11 protein-coding genes are annotated in these 16,031 nt (G+C 71.2%); 8 read left to right on the forward strand and 3 right to left on the reverse strand.

Annotation, left to right across the window (positions count from 1 at the left end; genetic code table 11):
- Positions 1 to 6: 6 nt before the first annotated feature.
- The gene (locus OG514_RS21160) at positions 7 to 504 is read right to left on the reverse strand and encodes a hypothetical protein (RefSeq protein ID WP_266897044.1); all 498 of its coding nucleotides are present in this window, start codon (positions 502 to 504) and stop codon (positions 7 to 9) included.
- 194 nt (positions 505 to 698) lie between these two features.
- Here OG514_RS21160 and OG514_RS21165 point away from each other — a divergent pair, with 194 nt between their 5' ends.
- The 4 genes from OG514_RS21165 (at position 699) to OG514_RS21180 (ending at position 5,962) form a co-directional block, all read left to right on the forward strand.
- The gene (locus OG514_RS21165; protein WP_266900911.1) at positions 699 to 1,259 is read left to right on the forward strand and encodes a TetR/AcrR family transcriptional regulator; all 561 of its coding nucleotides are present in this window, start codon (positions 699 to 701) and stop codon (positions 1,257 to 1,259) included.
- Between the two features lie 75 nt (positions 1,260 to 1,334).
- Positions 1,335 to 2,663: an MFS transporter gene (locus OG514_RS21170; RefSeq protein ID WP_266897046.1), complete on the forward strand. Its 1,329-nt coding sequence runs from the start codon at positions 1,335 to 1,337 to the stop codon at positions 2,661 to 2,663.
- A 281-nt stretch (positions 2,664 to 2,944) separates the two neighbouring features.
- Positions 2,945 to 4,561 (forward strand): citramalate synthase, encoded by a 1,617-nt coding sequence (gene cimA, locus OG514_RS21175; protein WP_266897048.1) that lies wholly within the window; start codon positions 2,945 to 2,947, stop codon positions 4,559 to 4,561.
- A gap of 63 nt (positions 4,562 to 4,624) precedes the next feature.
- Positions 4,625 to 5,962 (forward strand): hypothetical protein, encoded by a 1,338-nt coding sequence (locus tag OG514_RS21180; RefSeq protein ID WP_266897050.1) that lies wholly within the window; start codon positions 4,625 to 4,627, stop codon positions 5,960 to 5,962.
- 8 nt (positions 5,963 to 5,970) lie between these two features.
- Here the strand turns inward: OG514_RS21180 and dnaN are convergent, their stop codons facing one another.
- Positions 5,971 to 7,074, reverse strand: coding sequence for a DNA polymerase III subunit beta (gene dnaN, locus OG514_RS21185; RefSeq protein WP_266897052.1), 1,104 nt, complete (start codon positions 7,072 to 7,074; stop codon positions 5,971 to 5,973).
- Between the two features lie 180 nt (positions 7,075 to 7,254).
- Here dnaN and OG514_RS21190 point away from each other — a divergent pair, with 180 nt between their 5' ends.
- Positions 7,255 to 8,421: a serine hydrolase domain-containing protein gene (locus OG514_RS21190; RefSeq protein ID WP_266897054.1), complete on the forward strand. Its 1,167-nt coding sequence runs from the start codon at positions 7,255 to 7,257 to the stop codon at positions 8,419 to 8,421.
- 151 nt (positions 8,422 to 8,572) lie between these two features.
- Here OG514_RS21190 and OG514_RS21195 read toward each other — a convergent pair whose 3' ends face one another.
- The gene (locus OG514_RS21195) at positions 8,573 to 9,184 is read right to left on the reverse strand and encodes a YceI family protein (RefSeq protein WP_266897056.1); all 612 of its coding nucleotides are present in this window, start codon (positions 9,182 to 9,184) and stop codon (positions 8,573 to 8,575) included.
- A 264-nt stretch (positions 9,185 to 9,448) separates the two neighbouring features.
- On the opposite strand from OG514_RS21195, the gene OG514_RS21200 reads away from it, so the two are divergent.
- The 3 genes from OG514_RS21200 to OG514_RS21210 all read left to right on the forward strand — a co-directional run bounded on the left by OG514_RS21200 (position 9,449) and on the right by OG514_RS21210 (position 16,029).
- Entirely contained in the window at positions 9,449 to 9,958 is a 510-nt protein-coding gene (locus tag OG514_RS21200) for a hypothetical protein (protein ID WP_266897058.1), read from the forward strand.
- A gap of 129 nt (positions 9,959 to 10,087) precedes the next feature.
- Positions 10,088 to 13,987: an endo-alpha-N-acetylgalactosaminidase family protein gene (locus OG514_RS21205; protein ID WP_266897060.1), complete on the forward strand. Its 3,900-nt coding sequence runs from the start codon at positions 10,088 to 10,090 to the stop codon at positions 13,985 to 13,987.
- A 458-nt stretch (positions 13,988 to 14,445) separates the two neighbouring features.
- Positions 14,446 to 16,029: an acyl-CoA carboxylase subunit beta gene (locus tag OG514_RS21210; RefSeq protein WP_266897062.1), complete on the forward strand. Its 1,584-nt coding sequence runs from the start codon at positions 14,446 to 14,448 to the stop codon at positions 16,027 to 16,029.
- Positions 16,030 to 16,031 lie beyond the last annotated feature (2 nt).

A 16,031-nucleotide genomic window follows, 5' to 3' on the forward strand; every position in this document is an offset into this window, starting at 1 on the left:
CTCGGATCACTCGTCCGACGGGGGCCGGCGCCTCGCCACCATGATCGCCGCGACGCCGCTGCACGCGCCTCCCACGGCGGAGATGCACGCGGCGGCGACGAGCGCGAGATCCGTCCCGCTGGTCCTGTCCTCCTGAGCGGTGCTCTCGGTGAAGGGATTCTCGGTCTCTTCTCCGGCCGGCTGGAGAAAGGTCTCGCCCGCGCTCGCGGTCGTCGCCGCGGGCACGGGGTCACTCCCGCTGGCGGCCATCGGGGCGCTCGACGGGGTGTCCGGCCACAGGCTCTCGCTCGTGTCGCTCTCGCCCGAGGTCCTCTCGGGTGACGGGCTCCCGCTCGTGGTGGCCTCCGATGACGGGCTCTCGCTCGTGGCGGGCACCGGGGGCGTCGGCGGCTCGCCGAGGTCGCCGCTCGGCGCGAGCGCGAACAGGGAGACGGCGACGCCCAGGCTCAGGGCGCAGGCGACGGTCAGCATGACGACGAGCGTCCTCGACCCTGCTCCAGCCATGACCCAGCCCTTCGACAGGCATTCCGCGGCGAACGGCAGGATCCCTACCACCCGGGGGTCGCGCCGTCCCACGCGTCACCTCCGCGGATGGGCCCGACGGCCGCATCCTGTAGAACGTACGAGTGAGTCAGAGCAGCAATCCCACCCCCTCCCACCCCCGCCGGCGCAACCAGGCCGCCCCTCCCCGTGAGGAGCTGCTCGCCGCCGCCATGGACACCATCGCCGAGCGAGGGCTCGACGGGCTGACCATGGCCGGGCTCGGGCGGCAGGTCGGGATGAGCAGTGGGCACCTGCTCTACTACTTCCGCACCAAGGACGAGCTGCTGCTCCAGACCCTGGAGTGGAGCGAGGGGCGGCTCGGCGCCGAGCGGAGTGCGCTGCTGTCCCGGCCGGGGACCGCGCGCGAGCGGCTCGACGGGTACGTGGACGTGTACGTGCCCGACGGCCCGCGCGATCCGCACTGGACCCTGTGGCTGGAGGTCTGGAACCGGTCCCAGAACGCCGACGCCGACGCCCGTGCCCGCCAGGCCGCCATCGAGGGGGCCTGGCACCGGGACCTGGTCGCGATCCTCGCCGAGGGGGTCTCGCGCGGCGAGTTCCGACCGGTCGACCCGGACCGGTTCGCCACCCGTACGAGGGCCCTCCTGGACGGCTTCAGCGTGCACGTCGCGGTCGGTGTACCGGGTACCGGTCGCGAGCAAGTCCTTTCGCACGTACGGGAGTTCATCGAGCAGGACCTGTTGCCGCGACCGTAACGCACGTAAGTACACAGGATCGTTGTCCGCTGCACCCTTGTTGACCGAAGGGCGGCTCCGGCACGGTTCCTGCCCATGGGACGAGAGCACTGGAAGAAGATCTGGGTCGGCTCCGCGGGCAACATGGTCGAGTGGTTCGACTGGTTCGTGTACGCGAGCTTCGCCACCTACTTCGCGGGGGCGTTCTTCCCCGAGGGCAACGACACCGCCAAACTCATGAACACCGCCGGCATCTTCGCCGTCGGCTTCTTCATGCGGCCCGTCGGCGGCTGGCTGCTCGGCCGGGTCGGTGACCGCAAGGGCCGCAAAGCCGCCCTCACGCTCACCGTCACCCTGATGTCCGCCTCCGCGCTCCTCATCGCCGTCGCGCCCACGTACTCCGTCGCCGGATACGGCGGCGCCGCCGTCCTCCTGATCGCCCGCCTCCTCCAGGGGCTCTCCGTCGGCGGGGAGTACGCCGCCAGCGCCACCTACCTCACCGAGGCCTCGGCCCCGGAGCACCGCGGCTTCGCCTCCAGCTTCCAGTACGTGTCGATGACCGCCGGCCAGATCCTCGGCCTCGGCCTGCTGCTGATCCTCCAGCACACCCTGTCCACCGAGGCCCTGCACAGCTGGGGCTGGCGCATCCCGTTCGTGATCGGCGCCCTCGGCGCGGCCGTCGTCTTCTATCTGCGCCGCACCATGCTGGAGACGGAGGTGTACGAGACCTCCGCCGACGACGGGGTCGAGAGCAGCCAGAAGGGCACCCTCAAGGCCCTGTGGGCGCACCGCCGCGAGGCCTTCCTCGTCATCGCGCTCACCATGGGCGGGACCGTGGCGTACTACACGTACACCACGTACCTCACGAAGTACCTCTCCAACTCGGCCGGCCTGCCCAAGCAGACCGCGACCCTGGTCTCCTTCTGCGCTCTCATCGTCTTCGCCTGCCTCCAGCCGCTGGCCGGCCGGCTCTCCGACCGCATCGGCCGCCGCCCGCTCCTCATCACCTTCGCGGTCGGCTCCACGCTCCTCACCGTGCCGATCCTGACGATGCTCAAGCACGCGGGCTCCTTCTGGCCGGCCCTCGGGCTCTCCCTCCTCGCCCTCCTCGTCATCACCGGCTACACCTCCATCAACGCCTGCGTGAAGGCCGAGCTCTTCCCGACCGGCATCCGCGCCCTCGGCGTCGCCCTGCCGTACGCCATCGCCAACGCGCTCTTCGGCGGCACCGCCGAGTACGTGGCCCTCTGGTTCAAGGACGCCGGGATCGAGTCGGGCTTCTACTGGTACGTGGCGGGCTGCGCGGCCGTCTCGCTGGTCGTCTACCTCGTGATGCGGGAGACCCGGGACATCGACCTGGGCCGGGTCGGGACGGACGGCACCACCGTGCCCGGGCAGACGAGGGACCAGCTGCCCGTATCGTGAGACCGGCGTCCCGTTGATCTTCCACCTGTGTCAGACTTCCGGCGTGCTTGCTACCACGATGATTATCGGCAGCAGCGCGCCGGTCCGCAGTGGCCACTGATTCGCGGCACAACCCCGCGGCAGTGGACACCGTGCCCCAGACCCGCGCGCAGACCTCTCGCACCCGCGAGGGGTTTTTTCGTTTTCCGGCCCCACCCACGCCGGAAGCGGACGCCGCGTGAGAATGGGGGCAAGTGGATCCATACCTTCCGGAGCCACATCCGACAGGAGCCATCACAGTCATGACCACGGAGAACGCCGAGAGCTCGCGCCTCGACGACAGCTTCCATGTCTTCGACACGACGCTGCGCGACGGGGCGCAGCGTGAAGGCATCAACCTCACCGTCGCGGACAAGCTGACCATCGCCCGGCACCTCGACGAGTTCGGTGTGGGCTTCATCGAGGGCGGCTGGCCCGGAGCCAACCCGCGCGACACGGAGTTCTTCGCCCGCGCGCAGCAGGAGATCGTCTTCAAGAACGCGCAGCTCGTCGCGTTCGGCGCGACCCGCAGGGCCGGCGGCAACGCGGCCGAGGACCCGCAGGTCAAGGCTCTCCTCGACTCCGGCGCGCCCGTCGTCACACTGGTCGCCAAGTCCCACGACCGGCACGTGGAACTCGCCCTGCGCACCACGCTCGACGAGAATTTGGAGATGGTCCGGGACACCGTCTCCCACCTGGTCTCCCAGGGCCGCCGCGTCTTCGTCGACTGCGAGCACTTCTTCGACGGCTACAAGGCCAACCCCGACTACGCCAAGGCCGTCGTCCGTGCCGCGCACGAGGCCGGCGCCGATGTCGTCATCCTCTGTGACACCAACGGCGGCATGCTCCCCGCCCAGATCCAGGCCGTCGTCGCCACCGTCATCGCCGACACCGGCGCCCGCCTCGGCATCCACGCCCAGGACGACACCGGCTGCGCCGTCGCCAACACCCTGGCCGCCGTCGACGCCGGCGCCACCCACGTCCAGTGCACCGCCAACGGCTACGGCGAGCGGGTCGGCAACGCCAACCTCTTCCCGGTCGTCGCGGCCCTGGAGCTGAAGTACGGCAAGAGGGTGCTGCCCGACGGCGCCCTCGCCGAGATGACCCGCATCTCGCACGCCATCGCCGAGGTCGTCAACCTCACCCCCTCCACCCACCAGCCGTACGTCGGCGTCTCCGCGTTCGCGCACAAGGCCGGGCTCCACGCCTCCGCGATCAAGGTCGACCCCGACCTCTACCAGCACATCGACCCCGAGCTGGTCGGCAACACCATGCGGATGCTGGTCTCCGACATGGCGGGCCGCGCCTCCATCGAGCTCAAGGGCAAGGAGCTCGGCGTCGACCTGGGCGACGACCGCGCCCTCATCGCCCGGGTCGTCGAGCGGGTCAAGGAGCGCGAGCTCCAGGGCTACACGTACGAGGCCGCCGACGCCTCCTTCGAGCTGCTCCTGCGCGAGGAGGTCGAGGGCCGGGCCCGCCGCTACTTCCGTACGGAGTCCTGGCGGGCGATCGTCGAGGACCGCCCCGACGGCACCCATGCCAACGAGGCCACCGTGAAGCTCTGGGCCAAGGGCGAGCGGATCGTCGCCACCGCCGAGGGCAACGGCCCCGTCAACGCCCTCGACCGCGCGATGCGCCTGGCCCTGGAGCGGATCTACCCGCAGCTCGCCAAGTTCGAGCTGGTCGACTACAAGGTCCGCATCCTGGAAGGCCGCCACGGCACCGAGTCCACGACCCGCGTCCTGATCACCACCAGCGACGGCAACGGCGAGTGGTCGACGGTCGGCGTCGGCGAGAACGTCATCGCCGCCTCCTGGCAGGCCCTGGAGGACGCCTTCACGTACGGGGTGCTGCGGGCCGGGATCGACCCCGCCGAGTAGCCCGCCCGATGCCGGGAGCGGCCCTCTATGTCTTGTTTGTCGTGCTTCAGGTAGCGTCGAACCATGAGGACCAGGCCGCTCTCCGTACTGTCGGCCCTCGGCGGGCTGATACTGCTGCTGCTCCTGGTCCTGGCTCCCTCCGCGGGCGCCAGGGCCACGGGGATGTCCGACGCGGCCGCCGCCCTGAAACAGGGCCCGGTGTACGTCGACCCGGGCGCCGCCGACCAGCTGTCGAAGTCCCAGGCGGACTCCCTCGCTCAGAAGATCAAGGACGCGGACAAGCCGCTGTTCGTGGCGGTCCTGCCCGCGAACGCGCAGTTCCCGCCGGACAACCTCCTCCAGAACCTGCGGACCCAGACCGGAATCACCGGCCTGTACGCGGTCCGCCTCGGTGCCGGCTTCGACGCGGGCGCCGACCGCGCGGTCATGTCCCGGCAGGCCGTGCAGAACCTGGTCACCTCCGTGAAGCAGCCGGGGGTCGACGCGGCCACCGAACTCAACAACTTCGTCGACCAGGCCCTGCCCACCCTGCGTGGCTCCGCCCCCGCGAGCTGGGGCTCCGTCGGCACCGACGACGGCGTCCCCGTCGCCGGCCTGGTGACCCTCGGCGCCGTGGTCGTCGCCGGAGGCGCGGGCGCCTACGCGGTCGTCCGCCGCAACCGGCTCCGCAAGGAGGCAGAGGAGCGCGCCGCGCTCGACAAGCTCCGGGTCGTCGTCGACGAGGACATCACCGCCTTCGGCGAGGAACTCGAACGCCTCGACTTCCACCCCGCGGAAGCGGGCGCCGACGACGTCATGCGCGGCGACTACGAACGCTCCCTCGACTCGTACGACAAGGCGAAGTCCCTGATGGCCTCCGCGGCCCGGCCCCATGACGTCCGCGCGGTCACCGAGGCCCTGGAGGACGGCCGCTACTCGCTCGCCGTCCTGGCCGCCCGCCGCGAGTCCCGGCCGCTGCCCGAGCGCCGCGCCCCCTGCTTCTTCGACCCGCGTCACGGCCCTTCCGCCGAGGACCGCACCTGGACCCCGGCCGGCGGTACCGCCCGCCAGGTCCCGGTCTGCGCCGCGGACGCGGCCCGCCTCGACGGCGGCCTGGACCCGATGGCCCGCACGGTCGACGTGGACGGCGTGCGCCGCCCGTACTGGGAGGCGGGACCGGCCTACGGCCCCTGGGCCGGCGGCTACTTCGGCGGCGGCATCCTCCCCGGCCTCCTCATGGGCACCGTCCTCGGCTCGATGCTCTCCACCCCGGCCTACGCGGCCGAGTACGGCGGCAACGACTTCTCCGGCGGCGACTTCTCCGGCTCCGACTTCAACTCCGGCGACTTCGGCGACGGCGGCGGCTTCGGTGGCGGCGACTTCGGCGGGGGCGGCGGATTCGACGGCGGCGGCGGGTTCTAGGCGGCCCGTCAGACCAGCGGCTTCACCGACATCAGCAGGTGGCGGTGGTGCGCGTCCGGGCCGTCGGTGAGGAGGGCTCTCTGGCCGGGACCCAGGAGGTGGAAGTGGACCTCCGGGCTGTCCAGGGTGGTCAGGGCGTCCAGCAGGTAGCCGGGGTTGAAGGCGACCGTCAGGGTGTCCGGGCCGGTGAGGGTGGACGGGAGGTCCTGGGAGGCCACGTCGTCCTCGTAGCCCGCCTGGAGGTGGATCGACGTGGGGGTGAAGGTCAGCTGGACCGGGCTGTCGCCCTCGGCGACGACCGCGACCCGCTTCACGGCCTCGGTCAGCGGGGCGCGGTCGGTGGTGGCCAGTGCGTGGTCGCCGAGGGCGAAGAGCTTGTCGTGGCGGGGGAGGCGGCCGTCGAGCAGACGGGTGGTGGTGCGCAGACCGTCGCTCTCGAAGCCGATCGAACCGCCGTCCAGGGCGAGCCGGGCCGGGCCCGTGCCCGCGAGGGAGCGGGCGATCTCGGTGAGACGGCGGGCCGGGACGACCACGTCGGCGGGTTCGTCGTGGCCGTCCGCCCCCGGCTTCCATTCCAGGGTGCGGACCGCGTAGCGGTAGCGGTCGGTGGCCGCGAGCGTCATGGTCGTGCCGTCCAGGGCGAGCCGTATCCCCGTCAGCACCGGCAGGGAGTCGTCCCGGCCCGCCGCCACCGCCACCTGGCCGACCGCCGCCGCGAAGGCGTCCCCGTCCACCTCGCCGCGGACTTCGGGCAGTGCGGGCGGGGCCGGGTAGTCGTCCAGGGGCAGCAGGGAGAGGCCGAAGCGGGCGTCGCCGGAGGTCACCGAGAGGCGGGCGCCCTCCACGACGAGTTCCGTGCGGCCCCGGGGGAGCACCTTGCAGATGTCGAGCAGACGCCGCCCCAGGACCAGGGCCCGGCCCTCGACGTCCGTGTCGGCCTCGACCTCGACCCGGGCCGAGGCCTCGTGGTCGAGGCCGGAGACGCGCACCCGGCCGTCCGCCGCCTCCAGGAGTAGGCCGCCGAGGACGGGCATGGGGGAGCGGGCCGGGAGGACGCGCGCGGCCCAGGTCACGGCATCGGTCAACACGCCGCTGTCGATACGGAATTCCATGCCGCCGACGCTAGCCGCCGCCACTGACAATGCCGTTGACCAGCGGTTCAGGCGTCCTGAAGCGGGACGGGACGGGGACGGGACGCGGGGCGCGTTGCGGGACGGTGCCCGGGAAGGAAAGCGCGCCCTCGATCGTTCCGGGTCTGAGACAAGTCAGCCGCTTTCAGGGGGAGTACTGCGATGAGTGACGTCCGCGTCCACGGCACGGTGGAGTCCGGATTCGAGGCCGTGAGGGAGGAGTTCGCCACGGTCGTGGCGAACGAAGCACGCGACGGCGGAGCCCAGCTCGCCGTGCACCACCACGGCCGCCTCGTCGTGGACCTCTGGGGCGGCGACGGGGTCGACGGGGACTCGCTCCTCGGCCTCTACTCCTCCTCCAAGGGCGCCATGGCCCTGGTCGCCGCCCTCCTCGTCCAGGAAGGCGCCCTCGACCTGGAGCGCGAAGTCTCCTCCTGGTGGCCGGAGTTCGCCGCCGAGGGCAAGGGGAAGCTGACCCTGCGCCAGCTGCTCGCCCACCGCTCCGGCGTGATCGGCGCCGACGGAGGTTTCAGCCTCGACGAACTCGCCGACGACCGTGCGGTGGCCGCCCGGCTCGCCGGCCAGCGCCCCTTCTGGGAGCCCGGCACCGCCCACGGCTACCACGCCCTCGTGATCGGTGCCCTGGTCGGCGAGGTCGTGCTGCGGGCCACCGGCCGGACGATCCGGGAGACGTTCGAGGAGCGGGTCCGCGCCCCGTACGCACTCGACTACTACCTCGGCCTGCCCGAGGAACTGGAGCCCCGCTTCCGTACGGCCCTGCCGATGCTGCCCACGCCCGCCGAGCAGGCGCTCCTCGCGGAGAACCCGATCGCCCCCGACAGCCTCATGGCCATCGCGTTCAACCTCCACGCGGACCCGCCGTTCGACGGTTGCGGGTACGCCAACTCCCGTACGGTACGGGCGCTGGCGCCGCTCTCCGGCGGCGGCATCGGCTCCGCGCGCGGCCTCTCCCGGATGTACGCCGCCATCGCCGGCGAGCTCGACGGGCACGCCCCGCTCCTGAAGCCGGACACCCTGGCCGAGGTCGCCCGGATCCACTCCACCGGCACGGACCTGGTGACCGGCGAGAAGAACGCCTTCGGCCTCGGCTTCGTCCCGCTGGCCACCCGGTACCCGGCCCTCACCCCGGCCGCCGTCGGCCACAGCGGCGCCCCCGGCTCCCAGGCCTTCGCCGACCCGGCCACCGGCCTCGCCTACAGCTACACCCGCCGCCGCTTCGCCTTCGGCGGCGGCCCCGGCGCCGCCGAGAACGACCGCCTGATCCCGGCGGTGGCAGCGGCGGCAGCGGCGGCCGGGAGCCGGAGCTAGGGGGTGTCTTGCCGATCAGGCCGCGAGCCCGGTCTGATCGGCGAGACACCCCCCAGGAGCGCCGCCGCGCAACGCCGAGCGCCCGCCTTCCGCTGTGGCGGAGGGCGGGCGCGCTCGTGTGACCGGGGAGGGTTCCCGGGGATGATCAGGCTCAGGCGGCGTTCTTGATCGCGGAGATGTCGAAGTTCAGCTTGACCTTGTCGCTGACCATCACGCCGCCGGTCTCCAGGGCCGCGTTCCAGGTCAGGCCCCAGTCGGAGCGCAGGATCTCGGCGGAGCCCTCGAAGCCGACGCGCTCGTTGCCGTACACGTCCGTCGCGGAGCCGTTGAACTCCAGGTCGATGGCGAGCGGCTTCGTGACGTCCTTGATGGTCAGGTCGCCGGTGATCCGGTACTTGTCGCCGCCCAGCTGCTCGGCGGTCGAGGAGCGGAAGCTCATCAGCGGGAACTGCTCGGCGTCGAAGAAGTCGCCGCTGCGCAGGTGACCGTCGCGGTCGCCGATGCCCGTGTCGATCGAGGCGATCTTGACGTCGATGGAGGCGGTGGAGGCGTCCGGGTTCGCGCCGTCCAGCGTGAGGGCGCCCTCGTGCTCGGCGAAGGTGCCGCGGACGTTGGTGACCATGGCGTGACGGACGGTGAAGCCGATGCTGCTGTGGGCCGGGTCGATGGTGTACGCGCCGGTCAGGGCGGCCAGGGCCGGGTCGACGGGGAGGGTGGCGACGGCGACGGCGGACTCGTTGCTCTTGCGGTTGAAGAGACCCATGACTGACTGCTCCTTGATCGAAGATGTGTCGTTGATCGGCACTTGTTGAACCTTCAACGAGAATGACTGTAGACGTATTCCGTTCAACTTTCAACATCTAGGGAGGATGTTCATCCGGATGAGGCGAACCGGAAGCCGACGCCCCCTTTCGGACGCGCGTAGAACTGCGGCACCATCTCCCTGCGCCACGGTTCCATCAGCGCCACCGGCACCACCTGCACTGCCGTCCCCAACCGTCACGGTCACCAGCAGGAGGCACTCCCGATGAAGTTCCGCTCCGTCCTCACCGCCCTGGCCCTCGTCCTCGGCGCCCTCTTCGCGCCCGGCGTCGGCGTCCTCACCGCCGCAGGCGAGGCCCACGCGGTCACCAAGATCAGCCACGCCACCGCGACCTCGATGTTCCGGTCCTCCGGGATCACCTGGTCCTCGTCCGGCAACTGCTCCAACCGCAACGTCTCCACCTGCACGTCCTTCGACCAGCTCAACCTGGCCACCGCCCAGGGCGCCCAGACCCTGAAGAGCGCCAGCGGCTGCGCCCTGAACATCACCGGCGGCACCGAGACGGGCCACGCGAGCGGCACGTACTCCCACTGGAACGGCTACAAGCTCGACTTCGGCAAGGCCACCTGTGTCACCAACTACGTGAAGAACACATTCACGTACATCGGTGTACGCGGGGACGGCGCGCCGCAGTGGAAGTCCGGCGCGGGCAACGTCTACGCCGACGAGGGCAACCACTGGGACGTGACCTTCTACAACTGCGGCGGCTGCTGACCGGCCGCCGGCCTCAAGGAAACCCCTTCGGTGGTCACTTGGACTAACCGAAGGGGATTCTTGGACTGGAGGGGCCCGCGCGGCTCGATCTCGTTGACGGTGCCGCCGGGGCGGGGCCAACTAGTGCGCATGTCCCTCCCCCCTTCGCGAAGAATCCGTGCAGTCTGCGCGCTCGCCGTCGCTTCCTCCGCCGTGTTCGCCCTGGCCGGGCCTGCCCTCGCCGAAGGCACCGAGGCCGGGGGCACCACGGCCGGGGGCGCTCCGGCCGGAGGCGCCGCAGCCGCCACCGCGGCCGCCGACAGCCCCGTCATCGCCTCCGGCCGGCTCTCCGTCGCCGTCGCCGAGGACTTCCCCCGCGTCCTCTCGTACACCGACCGCACGACCGGTGCCCGCCTCCTCGGCAGTACGGCCCCGATCACGGAGATCGTCCTCAACGGCACCGCCCGCACCGTACGGGCCAAGGGCGCCCCCGTCCTGACCGCCTCCTCCGCCGTGTACACCCTCACCTTCCCCGAGCTGCCCGGCGTCGAGATCGACGCGCGCCTCGGCGTCGAGGGGCGGACCACCACCTTCAAGGTGACCGCCGTCCGCGACACCGAGGCCTTCCGGGTCGGCACCCTCGACATACCGGGCCACGACCTGGTCTCCGTGGGCTCCTCGGACGCCGGCGCGGCGACCGCCTTCACCCGGCTCGACCCCGACTCCACCCGTACCGCCGATGTCTTCGCAGGGGTCACCGACGCGACCGCCGCCGACGCGAACCCGGTCGGCGCGAGCTACGCGATCGTCAGCACCGGGCAGCTCGCCGCCGCCGTCGAGTCCAACTCCAGCTACGACAAGCCCACCGGGGCGTCCGCCCGCGACGGCGCCCGCTTCTGGCACCAGGCCCGCAAGAGCGGCACCGAGACCCGCGTCGGCGTCTGGTCCGGCCAGTGGACCTACCGCGGCGAGGGTGCCCCGAAGCCCGCGAGCGGTGACGGCCTGCCCTGGGCCAAGGTCGTCGTCACCCCCGACGCCAACGCCGACGGCGCCACCGACTGGCAGGACGGCGCCGTCGCCTTCCGTACGATCGGGATCAAGGCCCCCGGCAGCGAGCAGACCCCCGACCGGGTCGTCGCCCACATCCCGTTCAACTTCGCCTCCCAGGCCACCCATCCCTTCCTGCGCACCCTCGACGACGTCAAGCGGATCTCGCTCTCCACCGACGGACTCGGCCAGTTCGCGCTGCTCAAGGGGTACGGCTCCGAGGGCCACGACTCCGCCCACCCCGACTACGGCGGCAACTACAACAAGCGGGCCGGCGGCCTCGCCGACCTCAACGTCCTCCTCAAGGAGGGCCGGAAGTGGGGTGCGGACTTCGGCGTCCACGTCAACGCCACCGAGTCGTACCCCGAGGCGAAGAACTTCAGCGAGACCCTCGTCGACAAGACGAAGCCCGGCTGGAACTGGCTCAACCAGAGCTACTACATCGACCAGCGCCGCGACATCAACAGCGGCGACCTCGCCCGCCGCTTCCAGCAGCTGCGCGACGAGACCGACCGCAACCTCTCCACGCTCTACATCGACGTCTACTACACCCATGGCTGGATCGCCGACGAGACGATGCGCGCCGTCCAGGCACAGGGCTGGAACGTCGCCACCGAGTGGTCCGAGAAGTTCGAGCGGGCCTCCCTCTGGTCCCACTGGGCCAACGACCTCGACTACGGCGGCGCCACCAACAAGGGCATCAACTCGCAGATCGTCCGCTTCATCCGCAACGGCGAGAAGGACATCTGGAACAACCACCCGGTCCTCGGCCAGACCGCCCTCGTCGACTTCGAGGGCTGGACCGGCGAGACCGACTGGAACGCCTTCACCGCCAACATCTGGCAGCGGAACCTGCCCGCGAAGTACCTCCAGCAGCAGAAGATCACCCGCTGGAACGGCAACGACCTCACCTTCACCGGCGGGGTCCGCGGCAGCGTCGAGGACGGCCGCCGCACCTTCTACGACAACGGCCGCAAGGTCCTGGACGGCGAGAACTACCTGCTGCCCTGGGACGGCGGAAAGGACGGCGCCAAGAAGCTCTACCACTACAACAAGGCCGGCGGTACGACCAGTTGGGCCGTCCCGGCCGGTGCCGGCTCGTACTCCGTCTACAAGCTCACCGACAACGGGCGGGTGAAGACCGCCACCGTGCGGCCCACCGGCGGGAAGATCACCCTCGACGCCGTCGCCGGGCAGCCCTACGTCCTCTACCCCGACCGCGCGCCCGACCAGGCCGCCGCCAAGTGGGGCCAGGGCACCCCGGTGAAGGACCCCGGCTTCAACGACGCGAAGCTCACCGGCTGGACCAAGACCGGCACCGTCGCCCGTGACACCGACGAGCAGGGCCGCAACAGCGCCAAGCTCTCCGGCACCGCCACCGCCTCGGTCCGCCAGCAGATCACCGGACTCACCCCCGGCAAGCGGTACACCGCCTCCGCCCTGATCGAGGTCGCGGCGGGCGCCACCCGGCCCACCACCCTCTCGGTCGGCGGGCGGGCCGTCACCGTCGAACGCTCCTCGCTCCAGGACCGGGTCGCCGCCTCCGACTGGAACGGCACCCGCTTCCAGCGCGCCAAGGTCACCTTCACCGCACCGGTCGGCGGCACCACCCCGCTGCGGATCCAGGCCGCGAGCGGCAGCGCCGCCACCGTCCGGATCGACGACGTCCGGATCGTCGCCAACTCCCCCGCCGGCAAGGCCGGAACGCTGGTGTACGAGGACTTCGAGGCCGTCGACCAGGGCTGGGGCCCCTTCCTCAAGGGCGACTCCGGCGGTACGACCGACCCGCGCACCCACATCGCCCAGCTGCACGCCCCGTTCACCCAGGCCGGCTGGAACGGGAAGCTGATCGACGACGTCATCGGCGGTTCCGAGTCCCTCAAGTCCCACGACGAGAACAGCGGACTGGTCTACCGGACCGCGCCCTGGACCGTCCCCATGGAGGACGGCCGCACCTACCGCGTCGAGTACGACTACCGGTCGAGCCACGCGGGCGCGTACGAGTGGGTCACCGGCTACGACCGTGCGAACGGGACCTCCGTGGAGACCCGCCGCACCCCCATCGGGCAGCAGAGGGCCGACGGGCACTTCTCCGAGACCGTCACGGCCGGCTGCGGCGACACCTGGACGGGCCTGCGCAAGCGCGGTGACGCCCCGGACGGCGCCGACTTCGTCCTCGACGCCTTCACCGTCACCGACCTCGGCCCGGCCGCCGAGCGCGCCGCCTGCGGCACGCTCACCGTCGCCGCGCCCGAGACCCTGGAGCCGGGCCGCCCGAACGAGGTCACGGCCACCTTCGCCAACGACGAGGCGGGCGAGGTCTCCGGCGCCCGGGCCGAACTCACCCTCCCGGCCGGCTGGACCGCCGAACCGGCCGCACCCGTCACCCTGGGCACGGTCGCGGCGGGCGGGAAGGCCACCGCCACCTGGCAGGTGACACCTCCGGTGGACGCGGCCTACCGGCCGTACACGCTCGACGCCTCCGTCGCCTACGCGATCGGGGGAGGGGAGCGGAAGCTCACCGCCGCCACCACCGTCCGTACGCTGCCCCCGCCGCCCACCGCCGACAGCTGGGCCAGTGACCTGGACTGGACCTCGGCCGCCAACGGCTGGGGCCCCGTCGAGCGCGACCTCTCCAACGGCGAGACGGGCACCGGCGACGGCTCCCCACTGCGCATCGGGGGAGTGACGTACGCCAAGGGCCTCGGCAGCCACGCGCCCGCGAAGGTCCGCTACTACCTGGGCGGCCGCTGCACCTCCCTCACCGCCGAGGTCGGGGTGGACGACGTCCAGACCAGCCGGGGCAGCGTCCAGTTCAGCGTCCTCGCCGACGGAACGGAGAAGGTGAAGTCCCCGGTCCTCAAGGCCACGGACACGGCCTGGTCGCTCACCGCCGACGTCACCGGCGCCACCTGGGTCGACCTGGTGGTCGGCGATGGAGGCGACAGCAACGGCAACGACCACGCGGACTGGGGGAACGCCCGCTTCCACTGCGGAAGCTGAAATGGCCGAGAAGAGCCGACGTGAGCCGAGAAGAGAGCTGACGTGAGCTGACCGGAGTGCACAGAGGAGGTCACCCGCACGGGCCAACCCGTACGGGCCTGCTCAGAGAGCACCCCCAGGGGGCACGGCGAGGCGCCGCACACGTCTCGCCGTGCCCCTTCTTCAGGGGAGCGGGGGTGCCGCGGTCGATGGCCCACCCGGTCGGCGGCGCCGCGGAAGATGCCATGCTGGTGCGGAGCACGGCCGCGGCGATCCGCCGCCCACGCGCATGACGGGCAGTGCCCGAATCATCCCGACTCGCTGAGGTCGGTGTCGGAACCCTACAAACACGGGGGGTCCCTGGCTGTTCACTCGCGCTGGTCGGGTCATCGTTCTGTCCAGCCCCACCAGGAATCGACACGGGAGACTGTACGGAGTCGACGGCGGGGTTTTCTTGTCCGACTTCGTAGGGTCGGAACATGACCGTTGTGGATCAGATCCCGAGCGAGCCCGCCGACGCCCGTGGCCGAGTGGCCGAGCTGCACGTCCTGCGCGAGCAGGCCCTGCGTGGCCCGAGTGAGCGCGCGACCGAGGCCCAGCACGCGAAGGGCAAGCTGACGGCGCGCGAGCGCATCGAGCTGCTGCTCGACCCCGGTTCCTTCAACGAGGTCGAGCAACTGCGCCGGCACCGCGCCCAGGGCTTCGGCCTGGAGGCGAAGAAGCCGTACACCGACGGTGTGATCACCGGATGGGGCACGGTCGAGGGCCGGACGGTCTTCGTCTACGCGCACGACTTCCGGATCTTCGGCGGCGCGCTCGGCGAGGCGCACGCGACGAAGATCCACAAGATCATGGACATGGCCATCGCGGCCGGTGCCCCGCTGGTCTCCCTGAACGACGGCGCCGGCGCCCGCATCCAGGAGGGCGTCTCCGCCCTCGCCGGCTACGGCGGCATCTTCCAGCGCAACACCCGCGCCTCGGGCGTCATCCCGCAGATCTCGGTGATGCTCGGCCCGTGCGCCGGCGGCGCGGCCTACAGCCCGGCCCTCACGGACTTCGTCTTCATGGTCCGCGAGACCTCGCAGATGTTCATCACCGGACCGGACGTCGTCAAGGCGGTCACCGGCGAGGAGATCACCCAGAACGGCCTCGGCGGCGCCGATGTCCACGCGGGTGTCTCCGGTGTCTCCCACTTCGCTTACGACGACGAGGAGACCTGCATCGCGGAGGTCCGCTACCTCCTGTCGATGCTCCCGCAGAACAACCGCGAGAACCCGCCGACCGTCGCCTCCGAGGACCCGGCGGACCGCCGTTCCGACGTCCTGCTCGACCTGGTCCCGGCCGACGGCAACCGCCCGTACGACATGCACAAGGTCATCGAGGAGCTCGTCGACGACGGCGACTACCTGGAGATCCACGAGCGCTGGGCCCGCAACATCATCTGCGCCCTCGCCCGGCTCGACGGCCAGGTCGTCGGTCTCGTCGCCAACCAGCCCCAGACGCTGGCCGGTGTCCTGGACATCGAGGCCTCCGAGAAGGCCGCCCGCTTCGTGCAGATGTGCGACGCCTTCAACATCCCGATCGTCACCCTTCTGGACGTACCCGGCTTCCTGCCGGGCGTCGACCAGGAGCACGGTGGAATCATCCGCCACGGCGCGAAGCTGCTGTACGCGTACTGCAACGCGACCGTGCCCCGGATCAGCCTGATCCTGCGCAAGGCGTACGGCGGCGCATACATCGTCATGGACTCCCAGTCCATCGGCGCCGACCTGACGTACGCCTGGCCCACCAACGAAATCGCGGTCATGGGCGCCGAGGGCGCCGCCAACGTGATCTTCCGCAAGCAGATCGCCGAGGCCGAGGACCCCGAGGCCATGCGAGCCCGCATGGTCAAGGAGTACAAGGCCGAGCTGATGCACCCGTACTACGCGGCGGAGCGCGGCCTGGTCGACGACGTCATCGACCCCGCCGACACCCGCCAGGTGCTCATCAGGTCCCTCGCGATGCTCCGCACCAAGCACGCCGACCTGCCGTCCCGCAAGCACGGCAACCCGCCTCAGTAAGA

The sequence above is a fragment of the Streptomyces sp. NBC_00572 genome (genome assembly GCF_026341815.1).
Classification (GTDB): Bacteria; Actinomycetota; Actinomycetes; order Streptomycetales; family Streptomycetaceae; genus Streptomyces.

What these genes read in the sequence shown, in the direction of transcription:
- OG514_RS21160 (WP_266897044.1), bottom strand. Translation starts at nt 504, where the DNA reads ATGGCTGGAGCAGGGTCGAGGACGCTCGTCGTCATGCTGACCGTCGCC.
- OG514_RS21195 (WP_266897056.1), bottom strand. Translation starts at nt 9,184, where the DNA reads ATGGGTCTCTTCAACCGCAAGAGCAACGAGTCCGCCGTCGCCGTCGCC.
- OG514_RS21190 (WP_266897054.1), top strand. Translation starts at nt 7,255, where the DNA reads ATGAGTGACGTCCGCGTCCACGGCACGGTGGAGTCCGGATTCGAGGCC.
- OG514_RS21200 (WP_266897058.1), top strand. Translation starts at nt 9,449, where the DNA reads ATGAAGTTCCGCTCCGTCCTCACCGCCCTGGCCCTCGTCCTCGGCGCC.
- OG514_RS21210 (WP_266897062.1), top strand. Translation starts at nt 14,446, where the DNA reads ATGACCGTTGTGGATCAGATCCCGAGCGAGCCCGCCGACGCCCGTGGC.
- dnaN (WP_266897052.1), bottom strand. Translation starts at nt 7,074, where the DNA reads ATGGAATTCCGTATCGACAGCGGCGTGTTGACCGATGCCGTGACCTGG.
- OG514_RS21170 (WP_266897046.1), top strand. Translation starts at nt 1,335, where the DNA reads ATGGGACGAGAGCACTGGAAGAAGATCTGGGTCGGCTCCGCGGGCAAC.
- cimA (WP_266897048.1), top strand. Translation starts at nt 2,945, where the DNA reads ATGACCACGGAGAACGCCGAGAGCTCGCGCCTCGACGACAGCTTCCAT.
- OG514_RS21205 (WP_266897060.1), top strand. Translation starts at nt 10,088, where the DNA reads ATGTCCCTCCCCCCTTCGCGAAGAATCCGTGCAGTCTGCGCGCTCGCC.
- OG514_RS21180 (WP_266897050.1), top strand. Translation starts at nt 4,625, where the DNA reads ATGAGGACCAGGCCGCTCTCCGTACTGTCGGCCCTCGGCGGGCTGATA.